Genomic DNA, 13,405 nt, shown 5'->3' with positions numbered 1-13,405 from the left:
GTGACGACGGTACGTGCGATCGTTCCCGCACCGCTCGACGGGTGCCGCCATATCAAACGCCGGCGCTCAGTTCGCCGGCATCACCTGGCCGCGGATCTCGCCGGCCGGGTGCTCCTTCGTATGGACGTTGAAATACCACTTGCCGCCCATCAGGTCGGTGACCTGCGCGTCGGTGAGTGCCTTCGAACCCTTGATCGGGCTCGCCAGCTCGTCCTTTGGAATCGGCACCTGCACGCCCGCGTTCTGGCCGACCGGCGCGGGCCCGTGGAAATGCGCGGCGGTGGCCGGGCCGGTGAGGTGTTCGTAACGGACCGTCCACTGCAGCATGTGCGTTGCCGTGTCGTAGGTGGCCTCGACGTCGCCCGAGCCCTTGGTCGCCGTCGGCGGCACCTCGCTCGACGGCTGGAGATTGGCGGACAGGCGCACCGTTTCGGCGGCGGCGGTGCCGGCGGCCAGCACACCCGCGAGTAACGCGACCTGGAGCAAACGCAGCTTGAGCATGGACTCTCCTTGTACGACGTTGTACGCCGACCGAACGGCGGCGCCACACATGATGGTAGTCGATCGCCGCCGATCCGGGAGCCCGTCGAACGGCCATGCCGCAAAACGCCGCAGCGCGCTCGGCAGGCCAGTCTGCCTCAGGCTGGAATGGACCTTTGCAGCCTGACGGCTGAATCCGCGTGCGGCCTTTCGCTACACTTCATCTCACAGTTGCTTGTTTCCTTCGTCCGAAGGAGTCTGCGAGTATTCACGCGGCCACCCGGCCGCGTTTTTTTTTGCCCGCCGCCAGATTCTGGGCCTGCCGCATCAGGCACGACGATACGATCACGCCGCCCCGCGTCACGCCCGATAGCCGGGATCGATGCGATCGACGATACGCTGCAGCGCGTCGAACGCATCCTGCCCCGCGCCATGCTTCGGATCGAAATTCAGCGAATCGCGCACGCACCCTTCGAGCACGGGCGGCGCGATCGGCAGTGCGTCGCCGATCGCATGCGTGGCGACCTGCACCTCGCACGCGCGATTGAGCAGCCACATCAGCGAGAACGTCTGCGCGAGCGTCGCGCCGATCGTCACGGGCCCATGGTTGCGCAACAGCAGCACGGGCCGCCCGCCCGCGCTCTCGACGATGCGCCGCCCCTCTTCGAGATGCACGGTGATGCCCTCGAAGTCGTGATACGCGATCTTCCCGTACAGCTGCGCCGAATAGAAATTCGAGAACGACAGCCCGTCGTGCGAACAGCACACGGCCATCGTCGGCGTCGTGTGCACGTGCATCACGCAGTGCGCATCGGGCAGCGCCGCATGGATCGCACTGTGGAACGTGAAGCCGGCCGGATTGATCGGCCAGTCGGAATGACCGATCACGTTGCCGTCGATGTCGATCTTCACGAGGTTCGACGCGCACACCTCGCGGTAATGGAGCCCGAACGGGTTGATCAGGAAATGCCCGTCCTCGCCCGGCACGCGCAGCGAGATATGGTTGTAGATCAGCTCGGTCCAGCCGAGATGGTCGAAGATGCGGTAAGCCGCCGCGAGCTGCACGCGCGCCTGCCATTCGGCTTCGGAGAAACGGGCGGGACGCGTGAACGGCTGGTTCGGGACACGTTGCATGGGGGAACTCCGGTTGCGGATGTGCGCGGCCCGCGTGGCGCGGGCCGCCCGGCGGCGCCGTCCTGCGCGCCACACTCGTTGCGCGCACAACCATATCACCTTTGCCCGCGCACCGGAAACGCGGGTTTAGCCGGAGCGCTTCCGGCCCCTAAAGCTGGTCGTCGACCGGCAGCAGCATGAAGACGCCGGTCATCAGGTTGCGCAGCAGCCCCGCGTGCGGATCGACGTGATAGACGGCCGGCTTGCCGTCGTCCGTGCCCGTCCATTCGAGTTCGGGCGTGCCGCCGCCCGCCGGCGTCACGAGGCTCACGCGGTAGCTTTCGTCCGGCTGCGTCGCACGCGCGAAGATCTGCGCGACCTGCTCGGCGAGCGCCGGGCTATGGACCACCAGCGCCAGTTCTGTGTTCAGGTGCGCGGAACGCGGATCGAGGTTCATCGAGCCGATCACGAGGATCTTCCGGTCGATCACGTACGCCTTCGCGTGCAGGCTCGCGCGCGAACGCGACCCGAACAGGCGCGGACGCTGGCGACCCGGCTGCGCCTTGAACTCGTACAACTCGACGCCGTGCTGCAGCAGCGGCACGCGGTACGGCCCGTAGCCGGCCTGCACGGCGACCGCGTCGGTCGCCGCGAGCGAATTGGTCAGGATCGCGACACGCACGCCGCGCGCGGTCGTGTCGCCGAGGATCTTCACGCCCGCGTCGTGCGGCACGAAATACGGCGAGAACGCGAGGAATTCCCGCTGCGCACCGCGCGTGAGTTCGACGAGGCGCTGCATCGGCGGGCTCACGTACGCGTCGGTCGGCTGCGCGACCTTGTCGGGCGCGTCGGCCGTGAACTCGGCCGGCGCCCACACGAGCCCGAGCTCGTCGCGCGCGATCTGCCGCGAGAGCGGCGTCGCGTTCAGCGGCTTCGCGTTGTACGGATCGGCATTCTTGCGCCAGTGGTCGCGCAGCTCGTCGCGCATCGCGTCGAGATCCTTCGTATCGAACGACTGATGATTCAGCACGCGCAGCGGATAGCTGCTCGCGCTCGACCAGTAGGTGTCGAAGCTCGCCGAGATGTCGTTCGTCACGGGGCCCGCGGCGAGCACGTCGAGATCGCGGAACTGCAGCGTCTGGCTCGCGCTGAAGTATTCGTCGCCGAGGTTGCGGCCGCCGACGATCGCGATCTGGTTGTCCGCGATCATCGCCTTGTTGTGCATCCGGCGCGTGAAGCTGTCGATGCGCGTGAAGAAGTTGGCCGTGCGCTCGACCATCCCCTGTGACGCGCCGAACGGGTTGAACACGCGGATCTCGACGTTCGGGTGCGTGTTCAGCGCGGCCATCACGCGATCGATGTCGCGGAAATTCAGGTCGTCGACCAGCATCCGCACGCGCACGCCGCGATCGGCCGCGTAGAGCGCCGCGGCGAGCAGCAGCTTGCCGGTCGTGTCCTCGGTCGCGATGTAGTACTGCATGTCGAGCGTCTTCGTCGCGGCGCGCGCGAGCGCGATGCGCATCTGCAACGCCTGCGCGCCGTCGGCCAGCAGCCGGAAACCCGACTGGCCCGGATGCGCGGCCTCGGGCGCGGCCAGCGCATCGCGCAACGGCGTCGCGGTATCGGGCGGCAACGCATGAGAGACCGGGCGATCGAGCGTGGTGGCGGGCGGATGCGTCGCGCACGCGGCGACGAGCGACAGGAGTACGCCGGCGGCCAGCGCGCGGGCCGGGCGGCATGCGGCGCGCCACGACAGCGCGGCCGGTGCGCGCCGGATCAGGGACGTGAACACGGAGACTTCCTCGACTGGCGGAACACAGGGCCCGCATGCGCCGCGGCGCGCGGCTGGCGCGCGGTTCCGGCCGATTCTAGTAGGCGCCCGATGAACCGGTCAATCGCGCGGGCGGCACCGACGGCCTCGAACCGCAGGCGTGCGCGCGCATACCGGGCATCGAGACCCGCCGCACCGGAAGTGCCCGCCGGGCGGGCCTCGCACCGAAGTAGTCCGACCAATCTCAGGCCTCGTCGCCGCTGCGCTCGAAATGGCTGCGCACGTAGTCGATATGGGTCTGCATCGCGGTGCGCGCTTCTTCGGGCCGCTGCGCGCAGATCGCGTCGCACACGACGCGGTGCTGCAGCAGCAGGAGTTCGGACGCGTGCTCGTCGTGCGTCGTCATGCCCGCCACGTTGATCGAGATGTGCTCGCGCAGCATCCCGATCACGCTCGTATGCAGGTGCAGGAACATCGTGTTGTGCGACGCGAGCGCGATCGCCTCGTGCAGCTTCGCGTCGGTCGCGGCTTCGACGGCCGCCGCGCCGTTCGCGTGCGCGGTTTCGAGCTCGCGCAGCAGCGCACGGATCCGGCGCCGGTCGTGCGCGTCGGCGCGCAGCGCGGCGAAATACGCGGTCGCGCCCTCGAGCACGCGGCGGAATTCGAGGATGTCGTCGCGCAGCGCGGGGTGATCGGCGACCAGTTGCCCCCACGGCGACGCGATGCCGGCGCGCAACTGGTCCGTCACGTAGACGCCCGCGCCGCGCCGGCTCTGCAACAGCCCGCGCGCGACGAGCCGCTGGGTCGCCTCGCGCACCGTATTGCGCGCAACCCCGTACTGCTGCGCGAGCACGCGCTCGGCCGGCAGGCGTGCGCCGGCCGGCCACGTGCCGTCGAGCAGTGCCGTCTCGATCTTGCGCATCACCCCTTCGGTCCGGCCCCGTGCCGTCATCGCTGCCATCGTCGCGTCTCCCCGCTCAATGCGTGCCGCGCCGATTGGCCCAACCAATTTGAGCCGCAGCGCCGTCGCGGGAATTATGCAGCGAAATCGTCGTCCCGCATCCGCATGCCGGGCCGTCGCCACTGGAGCGAGACATGAACGAAAGGCAATACCCCGCCGCCGCCCCCGCGCACGTCTATCTGTTCGCGACCTGCCTGGTCGACCTGTTCGTCCCCGAAGCCGGGCTCGACGCGGTCCGCCTGCTGGAACGCGAAGGCCTGACCGTCCACTATCCGCGCGGCCAGAGCTGCTGCGGGCAGCCGGCCTACAGCAGCGGCAATCCCGACGAAGCGCGCCGCGTCGCGGCCGCGCAGCTCGACCTGTTCGCGCAAGCGTGGCCCGTGATCGTGCCCTCCGGCTCGTGCGCGGGGATGATCCGCCACCATTGGCCGGCGCTGTTCGCCGACGATCCCGTGTACGGCCCGCAAGCCCGCGCGATCGCGGAGCGGACCTATGAACTCGCCGAATTCCTCGTCCACGTGCTCGACGTGCGGCTCGACGCGGCGACGGCCGGCGCCGGGCCCGACGAACGCGTCGTGCTGCATACGTCGTGCGCGGCGCGGCGCGAGATGGGCACGCGCGGGCACGGCGTCGCGCTCGTCGACGCACTGCCGGGCGTGACGCGCGTCGAACACGAACGCGAATCCGAATGCTGCGGCTTCGGCGGCACGTTCTCGCTGAAGCATCCCGACATCTCCGGCGCGATGGTGCGCGACAAGGTCGCGTCGGCCTGCGCGACGGGCTGCGACCGGCTCGTGTCCGCCGACTGCGGTTGCCTGCTGAACATCGGCCACGCGGCGGCCAAGGCCGGCGCGGCGCTGCCGGTCGAACACCTCGCCAGCTTCCTGTGGCGGCGCACCGCGAACGCCCCGTCGCTGCGCGGAGACCAGCGATGAGCGCGCGCGACTCGATCCTCGCGCGGCTGCGCGCCGCCGCGCCGGGCGTCGCCGCAACGTCCGGCCGCACGCTCGACGCACGCATCGACACGCATTACGACACGCGCCGCTCGCAGGCCGGGACCGCGCACGATCCGCACACGCTCGCCCGCACCATGCAGGCCGCGCTCGCCGCGTCGCACGCGGACGTCTGGTGCGCGACCGGCGATGCATGGCCCGCGCAGCTCGCCGCGCGGCTCGCCGAAGCCGGCGTGCGCCGGCTGCTGCTCGACCCGGCCCGCGCCGAATCCGCGGCGCTCGCCCGCGCGCTGCCCGACACGGTCGCGCCCGTGCCGTTCGACCGGCCGATCGACACGTGGAAGGCCGACCTGTTCGACACGATCGACGCGGGCTTCACCGTCGCGCGTTCGGGCATCGCGGCCACCGGCACCGTCGTGCTCGCCCCCGATGCCGGCACGCCGCGCACGGTTTCGCTGGTGCCGCCGCTGCATGTCGCGCTCGTCCATGCGAGCACGCTGCATCCCGACCTGCACGCGGCCGTGCATGCAGAGCGCTGGCACGCCGGCATGCCGACCAACCTCGTGCTGGTGTCGGGCCCGTCGAAGACGTCCGACATCCAGCAGACGCTCGCCTATGGCGCACACGGCCCGCGCCGCCTGTGGGTCGTGATCGTCACCGATTCCGCCGCCCGGCCGGCTGCAACCGCCCGCGAGGACCTCCCGCAATGAGCGACCACACGCTGCACTTCGTCGCCCCCGGCGACTTCAAGGCCCGCGCGCGCGCCGCGCTCGACGATCCCGCATTGCGCCGGAGCTTTCGCGGCGCGATGGACTTCCTGCAGGGCAAGCGCGCGACGCAGTTCCCCGACGACGCCGAGCTGCAGCAGCTGCGCGACCTCGGCGAAGCGGTGCGGCAACACGCGCTCGCGCAGTTGCCCGCGCTGCTCGAACGGCTGGAGACGAAGCTCACCGAGGCCGGCGTGCACGTGCACTGGGCCGAGACGGCCGCCGACGCGAACGCGATCGTGCTCGGCATCGCGCAGGCGAAGAAGGCGCGCCGCGTGATCAAGGGCAAGTCGATGGCGAGCGAGGAAATCGAGCTGAACCATTACCTCGCGGAGCACGGCGTCGACTGCATCGAATCCGACATGGGCGAGTTCATCGTGCAGCTCGCGGGCGAGAAGCCGTCGCATATTGTGATGCCGGCGATCCACAAGACGCGCGGCGACATCGCCGAACTGTTCGAGGCGCACATCCCCGGCACGCGTTACACGGAAGACGTCGACGAACTGATCCAGACCGGCCGGCGCGCCCTGCGGCGCGCGTTCGCCGATGCGGACATCGGCCTGTCCGGCGTGAACTTCGCGGCGGCCGACACCGGCACGCTGTGGCTCATCGAGAACGAAGGCAACGGCCGCCTGTCGACGACGGTGCCCGACACGCACGTCGCGATCATGGGGATCGAGAAGGTCGTCGAGAAACTCGAGCACATCGTGCCGCTGTCGAGCCTGCTCACGCGCTCGGCCACCGGCCAGGCGATCACGACCTACTTCAACCTGATCTCGGGCCCGCGCCGCGACGGCGAACGCGACGGCCCGCGCGAGCTGCATCTCGTGCTGCTCGACAACGGCCGCACACAAGCCTATGCGGACGAACAGCTGCGCGCGACGCTGCAGTGCATCCGCTGCGGCGCGTGCATGAACCACTGCCCCGTCTACACGCGCATCGGCGGCCACGCGTACGGCACGACCTATCCGGGCCCGATCGGCAAGATCATCTCGCCGCACCTGCTCGGCCTCGACGCGACGGCCGACCTGCCGACCGCGTCGACGCTATGCGGCGCGTGCGGTGAGGTGTGCCCGGTGCGGATCCCGATCCCGCAACTGCTCGTGCGGCTGCGTACCGAGGCGAACCGCAAGCCCGACGAACCCGTCGCGCATCCGCTGCGCGGCCAGGGCGCGAACTACACCCGCGCGGAAGACCTCGTGTGGCGCTTCTGGTCGGGCGCGTTCGCGCATCCGCGCGCGTACCGCGCGTTCCGCTGGACCGCGACGCGCCTGCGTGCGCTGACACCCGCGAAACAGATGGGCTGGACGCAGCACCGCACGCCGCTCGAACCGGCACCGCGCAGCCTGTCCGACCTGCTGCGCGCACGCGGCCAGCCCGAGTAGCCCCCGCTTTACCCACCCATACCCATAGATAGACAGACACAGATGGAGGAGACACCCATGCAGGTTTGGCACCAGATCTATACGCCGCTCGGCAGCCTCGGGCTGTCGGCGTTCGTCGCCGCAATCCCGATCATTTTCTTTTTCGTCGCGCTGGCCGCGCTGCGGCTCAAGGGGCACGTCGCCGCGGCGATCACGCTGCTGCTGTCGCTCGGCGTCGCGATCCTCGCATACGGGATGCCCGTGCCGCAGGCGCTCGCGGCAGCCGGTTTCGGCTTCGCATACGGCCTGTGGCCGATCGCGTGGATCATCGTCGCGGCCGTGTTCCTGTACAAGATCGTCGTGAAGACCGGCCAGTTCGACATCATCCGCGCGTCCGTGCTGTCGATCACCGACGACCAGCGCCTGCAGATGCTGCTGATCGGCTTCTCGTTCGGCGCGTTCCTCGAAGGCGCGGCCGGCTTCGGCGCGCCCGTCGCGATCACGGCCGCGCTACTAGTCGGGCTCGGCTTCAAGCCGCTGCACGCGGCTGGACTGTGTCTGATTGCAAACACCGCGCCGGTCGCGTTCGGTGCGATGGGGATCCCGATCATCGTCGCCGGACAGGTGACGGGCATCGACCCGTTCCATATCGGCGCGATGGCCGGCCGCCAGTTGCCGCTGCTGTCGCTCGCGGTGCCGTTCTGGCTCGTGTTCATGATGGACGGGCTGCGCGGCGTGCGGCAGACCTGGCCGGCCGCGCTCGTCGCGGGCGGCAGCTTCGCGGTGACGCAATACTTCACGTCGAACCACATCGGGCCCGAGCTGCCGGACATCACGTCGTCGCTCGTCAGCCTCGTCGCGCTCGCCGCGTTCCTGAAGGTCTGGCAGCCGCGCACCGCGAAGCAGACGGCCGGCAGCGTCGTCGCGTCGGGCGGCGGCGCCGCGCTCGCGGGCTTCGGCGGCGCAGGTTCGCGCAACGGCTTCAGCGCGGGCACCAGCCGGCAGGCATCGCCGTACACGCTCGCGCAGACCGTGCGCGCATGGTCGCCGTTCCTGATCCTGACGGCCGTCGTCACCGTGTGGAGCATCGCGCCGTTCAAGGCGCTGTTCGCCGCCCACGGCGCGCTCGCGTCGACCGTGCTGAAATTCCACGTGGCGGGGCTCGACCAGCTCGTCGTGAAGACCGCACCGATCGCCGCGACGCCGAAGGCGCTCGACGCCGTGCTGAAGATCGATCTCGTGTCGGCGGTAGGCAGCGCGATCCTCGTGACCGCGCTGATCTCGATGGTGCTGCTGCGGATGAAGCCGCGCGACGCGCTCGTCACGTTCGGCGAGACGCTGAAGGAACTGACCCGCCCGATCCTGTCGATCGGCCTCGTGCTCGCATTCGCGTTCGTCGCGAACTATTCGGGGATGTCGTCGACGCTCGCGCTGATGCTGGCCGCGACCGGCGCCGCGTTCCCGTTCTTCTCGCCGTTCCTCGGCTGGCTCGGGGTGTTCCTGACGGGCTCGGACACGTCGTCGAATGCACTGTTCTGCTCGCTGCAGCAGGCCACGGCCCATCAGCTCGGCGTACCCGAGACGCTCGCGGTGGCCGCGAACACGACGGGCGGCGTGACCGCGAAAATGATCTCGCCGCAGTCGATCGCGGTGGCGTGCGCGGCGACCGGCCTCGTCGGCAAGGAGTCGGAGCTGTTCCGCTTCACCGTGCGCCACAGCCTGCTGTTCGCGGTGATCGTCGGGTTGATCACGCTCGTGCAGGCGTACGTGTTGCCGGGGATGGTGCCGTAAGCAAGCGGCCGGCCGTTTTCCGGTCCCCCGAAAAACAAAAACCCCACGCCGCGAAGCGTGGGGTTTCGTTCATCCAGGGCGCCGGCCGGAGCCGGCGCATCGGGCGGCGATCAGCTACCCTTCGCGATGCGATCCTGGATGTGCTGCGCCCGGCTCGACGACGACGGGTGCGAGCTCATCATCGAGCTCTTGCCGCCATCGAGCTGCGCGAGCTTCTGGAATGCGGTGACGAGACCCTTCTGGTTCATGTTCTTCTGCTTCATCAGGTCGAACGAGTAATCGTCGGCCGCGCTTTCCTGCGTCTGCGAGAACTGCGCGTTGATGAACTTCTCGGTGATGTCGCCGAGCTGCGAGCTCGTCAGCGCCGCCACGCCCGGCGATGCCGCGCCGGCCGCGGTGCGCGCCGCGCTGACTGCGTAGGCCGTCTGCATCGCCTTCTTCGAGTGACCCAGCGCGACGTGGCCCATTTCATGGCCGATCACGCCGCGCAGCTCGTCGTCGTTCATCATGTCCATCAGGCCGCTGTACACGCGCACGCAGCCGTTGCCCATCGCCCACGCGTTGACGTCCTTGGTCATGTAGACCTTGTAGTTGATCTTCTGGCCGTTCAGCGTCATGTCGCCGAAGCCCTTCATCACTTTCGTCAGACGCTTCGAGTACGCGCTGTTCGCCGGCGCGACCTTCGATTCCGCATCGCTCGACTTGCACGAATCGTTCGACAGCGCGGCGATGTCGGCATCCGACAACGTCGCTGCCTTGTACAGGCTCGTCCCCGCCGACGTCAGGCTGTTCGCGTCAAGGCTCTGTACCCCGCCGCACGCGCTCAACAGAAACGCCACGCCACACGCTGCCACCGCTTTCTTGAGTTGCATCCCGGATCCCTCGATAGTTTTATTTGGGAGCGGCGATTTTGCATAATCCGGCAGAAAATTACCAGATGTTTACATCGGATGACACGTTCATTACTCAGCGAACTGGAATGAAGCGGTGCGCCGGCGCGGGATTGACGACAAAAAACGGGGCAATCGCCGCGACCGGGCGACGATCGGCATCGAAATCGGGTGTACTCAGGCCGTCTGATCGTGGCGTCGCGCCAGCCGCCGCGCGACCAGCATCGGCAGCCGCACCACGAAGCCGGTGAAAAGACGCAGGTGCATCCACGCGAGCAGCGCGTTGTCGCGGCCGTAGTGGAAGTGCGAGACGCCGCCCTCGTGACGGCCGAAATAGCGCACCGGCGCGTCGATGCGGATCGGACGCACGCCGGCCCAGCACAGCCGCACGGCCGCCTCGGGATCGAAGTCGAAGCCGCGCATCCACGGCTGGCGGCGCATGATCGCGGCCAGCGGCGCGACCGGATACACGCGAAACCCGTACAGCGAATCGCCGATTCCGGCCCACAGCGTCTCGAGGTCGGCCCATGCGTTCGACAGCCGGCGGCCCTGCACGCGCAACTGCGGCGCGCTCGCGTCGAACTTCGGCACGCCCAGCACCATCGCGTCGGGGGCGGCCTGCGACGCGGCCATGAACGCGGGAATCAGGTCGGCCGGATGCTGGCCGTCGGAATCCATCGTCAACACATGCGTGAAGCCGCTCGCGGCTGCCGCGTCGAGCCCGGCGAGCACCGCCGCGCCCTTGCCGCGGTTCTCGGGCAGCACGATCACGCGCAACCCCGGGTCGCGTTCAGCCATGGCCTGCAGCCGTTCGGCGCTGCCGTCGGTGCTGCCGTCGACGACGACCCACACCGGATTCCACTGCGCTCGTGCATTGCGCACGGTCGTGTCGACCTTGGTGCCCGGGTTGTAGCTCGGAATCAGGACGAGATGGGTGGACGAGGCGTGCTGCTTGGACATGGAAACGGCCGATTGCGAAGACGGGGGTCCTGACAAAAGTGTATGACTTGCCGGCGAACGCCGGCAGGCTTCGTCGACGCCGCCCGAATGCGGAGCCGGTTGCCGGATCGTGAGGCTCTCGCGCTTCATGACAGCCACGCCTCCTCATGACCCGCGCTGGCCTCGATCTCGACCAGCAGGTCGTCGCGGCACACGTCCGCATGGACGACGAGCGGCCGCACGCCGGGGCCGGCCGCGTCGCGCAGCACCTGCCCGATCGCGGCCAGCGCCGCGGCATCGCCGGCGTCGCGCACGTAGACGCGATAGCTCAGGTCGGCGAGCGTGAACGGGCCGTGCCCCTGGCGCGCGGCCTGCTCGAGCACGGCCGCGAGGTTCGCGACCGTCTCGCGCGTTTGCGCGACGACGTCGCCGAGATGCACGGTGCGATGCCCGACGATGCTCGCGGTGCCCGACACGAACAGCACCGGCGCGCCATCGTCCGCCGGCCATGCGGCTGCGCGCGCGAACGTCGGTGCCCGCGGGCCGTACTGAGCCGGATAGTGATACGCGCTGACCTGGCGCGGGTTCTCGACCGGATCGGCCGGCGTGCGGCTCGCGAGGAAATGGATCGCGAGCGGCGCGGCGGGCGATGCATCGCCCGCGACCGGCACGACCGAACCGAGCGCGCACGCGGCCGGCACGCCGCCCGTCAGCGCGCGGCGGCACGCGTCGAACGCATGCTGGCGGCCGATATTGAACTGACGATAGCGCTCGATCCCGAACTGCACCGCATTGATCGCCGGCACCGTATTCCAGATGCGCAGCGGATGCGGCATGCCGAGCGAATCGAGCACGTCGAACAGCGCGCGGTACGCATCGTGCGTCGCGCGTTCGAGCGGCGTGCCGCCGTCGCGATGCGCGTCGGGCGTGTCGTGCTCGTGCACGACGATGCTGCCGAACACGAGACCCGCCGTTTCGCTGTAGCGATAGTGCAGCGCGCCGTGTCGTTCGCTGCGCAGGTCGCGCGCATGGCATTGCCAGATTTCGCAGACGGCGTCGTCCGGCGCGATGCCGGCGCCGAGCAGCGCCATCGGCACCGGCGCGACCGGCAGGTCGGGCACGACTTCGGCCAGCATCCGCGCCGCCGCGTCCGCGTGCGAGCCGGTTCGGGATGCGCGCTGCAGCTCGCCCGCGCCGATGCACACCGCGCCCAGTGCGCCGGGCAACACGCGGTCGAATCCGTCGCCACGGCCGCGTGCATCGTGCAGCAACGCGGCGAGCCGGGCATGGCTCATCCGGACGAGCCGCAGCGCGCGGCCCTCGTCGTGCGCGAGCGGCACGCCCGGTCGCGATGCGGCCGGCCCGGCCGCCTGCCCGCGCGCGAACGACGCAGCAGAGGACGACAGGGAACACGGGCGCCGTTCGGCGTCGACTGGATGCACGGACACTTCGATTTCCTCACTATGCGGCGCTGGCCGCGCAACCTCGCGGCATACGCTGCGTTGCGTCATGCCGCGTTGCATTACGTCACGCCGACGCCGCGCGCCTCGTCATGCGAGCCCGCCGTTGACGGACAGCACCTGCCCCGTCACATAGGCCGCGGCGTCGGACACCAGGTACGCGACCATCGCCGCGACTTCGTCGGGCCGGCCCGCGCGCTGCGCGGGCACGAGCTGCTTGATGCGTTCGGCGGGAAACGCCTGTTCGGCCATCGGCGATTCGATGATGCCGGGCGCGACCGCATTCACGGTGATGCCGCGCGACGCGAGCTCCAGCGACAGCGACTTCGTCGCGCCGATCAGCCCCGCCTTCGCGGCCGCGTAGTTGACCTGCCCGCGATTGCCGGTCACGCCGGCCACCGACGCGATGTTGACGATCCGTCCGCGCCGCGTGCGGATCATCGGCAGCAACAGCGGCTGCGTGACGTTGAAGAAGCCGTTGAGCGTCACGTCGATCACGCTGTGCCACTGCCGGCGCGACATGCCGGCCATCGGCGCATCGTCGTGAATGCCCGCGTTGTTGACAAGGATCTGCACCGGCGCATCGTCGGCCAGCGGCGCCAGCGCGGCGAGCGTCGCATCGGCGTCGGTCACGTCGAACGCGATCGCGCGCGCGGTGCCGCCGGCCGCGACGATCTGCTGCGCGACCGCCTCCGCCTGCGCGAGATGGCGGTTCGCATGCACCCACACTTCATGGCCGGCCTGCGCGAGCGCCGTGCAGATCGCCTGCCCGAGTGCGCCGCTGCCGCCCGTCACGAGCGCCCGCATCGAATTGCTCCGTTCATCGCGTTTCACCTCGATCGACGCGGCCGCGTATCGTCTGCCGATCGCGGCCGCGTGCCGTCCTCATCTGCGCGCCGCGCCCGTGCGCGACGCC

Annotated in this window: 12 protein-coding genes; 4 read left to right on the top strand and 8 right to left on the bottom strand. The window is 69.5% G+C overall.

The genetic code is table 11. The features are described 5' to 3' along the window. Positions 1–66 precede the first annotated feature (66 nt). From ABIC51_RS23320 to ABIC51_RS23305, 4 genes are all read right to left on the bottom strand, one after another. Complete coding sequence (locus ABIC51_RS23320; protein ID WP_021161337.1) at positions 67–501, bottom strand: CHRD domain-containing protein; 435 nt, start codon at positions 499–501, stop codon at positions 67–69. 339 nt (positions 502–840) lie between these two features. Further along, entirely contained in the window at positions 841–1,614 is a 774-nt protein-coding gene (locus ABIC51_RS23315; RefSeq protein ID WP_175898171.1) for a class II aldolase/adducin family protein, read from the bottom strand. A 148-nt stretch (positions 1,615–1,762) separates the two neighbouring features. Then, positions 1,763–3,385 (bottom strand): phospholipase D family protein, encoded by a 1,623-nt coding sequence (locus ABIC51_RS23310; RefSeq protein WP_146253680.1) that lies wholly within the window; start codon positions 3,383–3,385, stop codon positions 1,763–1,765. 223 nt (positions 3,386–3,608) lie between these two features. Then, positions 3,609–4,325 (bottom strand): FadR/GntR family transcriptional regulator, encoded by a 717-nt coding sequence (locus tag ABIC51_RS23305; RefSeq protein ID WP_027789137.1) that lies wholly within the window; start codon positions 4,323–4,325, stop codon positions 3,609–3,611. Between the two features lie 134 nt (positions 4,326–4,459). Between ABIC51_RS23305 and ABIC51_RS23300 the strand changes: the two genes are divergently transcribed. Genes ABIC51_RS23300 through ABIC51_RS23285 form a run of 4 tightly spaced genes read left to right on the top strand, consistent with a single transcriptional unit; the run spans position 4,460 to position 9,200 of the window. After that, entirely contained in the window at positions 4,460–5,260 is an 801-nt protein-coding gene (locus ABIC51_RS23300; protein WP_175758426.1) for a (Fe-S)-binding protein, read from the top strand. After that, entirely contained in the window at positions 5,257–5,988 is a 732-nt protein-coding gene (locus ABIC51_RS23295; RefSeq protein ID WP_124544361.1) for a LutC/YkgG family protein, read from the top strand. Before ABIC51_RS23300 ends, ABIC51_RS23295 begins: the two co-directional genes overlap by 4 nt. After that, positions 5,985–7,430 (top strand): LutB/LldF family L-lactate oxidation iron-sulfur protein, encoded by a 1,446-nt coding sequence (locus ABIC51_RS23290; protein WP_226127817.1) that lies wholly within the window; start codon positions 5,985–5,987, stop codon positions 7,428–7,430. Before ABIC51_RS23295 ends, ABIC51_RS23290 begins: the two co-directional genes overlap by 4 nt. 57 nt (positions 7,431–7,487) lie before the next feature. Then, entirely contained in the window at positions 7,488–9,200 is a 1,713-nt protein-coding gene (locus ABIC51_RS23285) for a lactate permease LctP family transporter (protein ID WP_060194479.1), read from the top strand. Between the two features lie 110 nt (positions 9,201–9,310). Here the strand turns inward: ABIC51_RS23285 and loiP are convergent, their stop codons facing one another. From loiP to fabG, 4 genes are all read right to left on the bottom strand, one after another. After that, positions 9,311–10,072 (bottom strand): metalloprotease LoiP, encoded by a 762-nt coding sequence (gene loiP, locus ABIC51_RS23280; protein WP_021160648.1) that lies wholly within the window; start codon positions 10,070–10,072, stop codon positions 9,311–9,313. Between the two features lie 195 nt (positions 10,073–10,267). After that, positions 10,268–11,050 (bottom strand): glycosyltransferase family 2 protein, encoded by a 783-nt coding sequence (locus ABIC51_RS23275; protein ID WP_119339031.1) that lies wholly within the window; start codon positions 11,048–11,050, stop codon positions 10,268–10,270. A 125-nt stretch (positions 11,051–11,175) separates the two neighbouring features. Then, positions 11,176–12,477 carry a chorismate transformation FkbO/Hyg5 family protein gene (locus tag ABIC51_RS23270; RefSeq protein ID WP_354006646.1) on the bottom strand — a complete coding sequence of 434 codons (1,302 nt, stop codon included), beginning with the start codon at positions 12,475–12,477 and terminating at the stop codon, positions 11,176–11,178. A gap of 102 nt (positions 12,478–12,579) precedes the next feature. Then, positions 12,580–13,296, bottom strand: a complete 717-nt coding sequence (fabG, locus tag ABIC51_RS23265; protein ID WP_021160651.1) for a 3-oxoacyl-ACP reductase FabG — start codon at positions 13,294–13,296, stop codon at positions 12,580–12,582. Positions 13,297–13,405: the final 109 nt, after the last annotated feature.

The sequence above is a fragment of the Burkholderia sp. 572 genome (assembly GCF_040545135.1).
GTDB lineage: Bacteria > Pseudomonadota > Gammaproteobacteria > Burkholderiales > Burkholderiaceae > Burkholderia > Burkholderia cepacia.
This window is presented reverse-complemented; position numbering and strand designations above follow the sequence as displayed.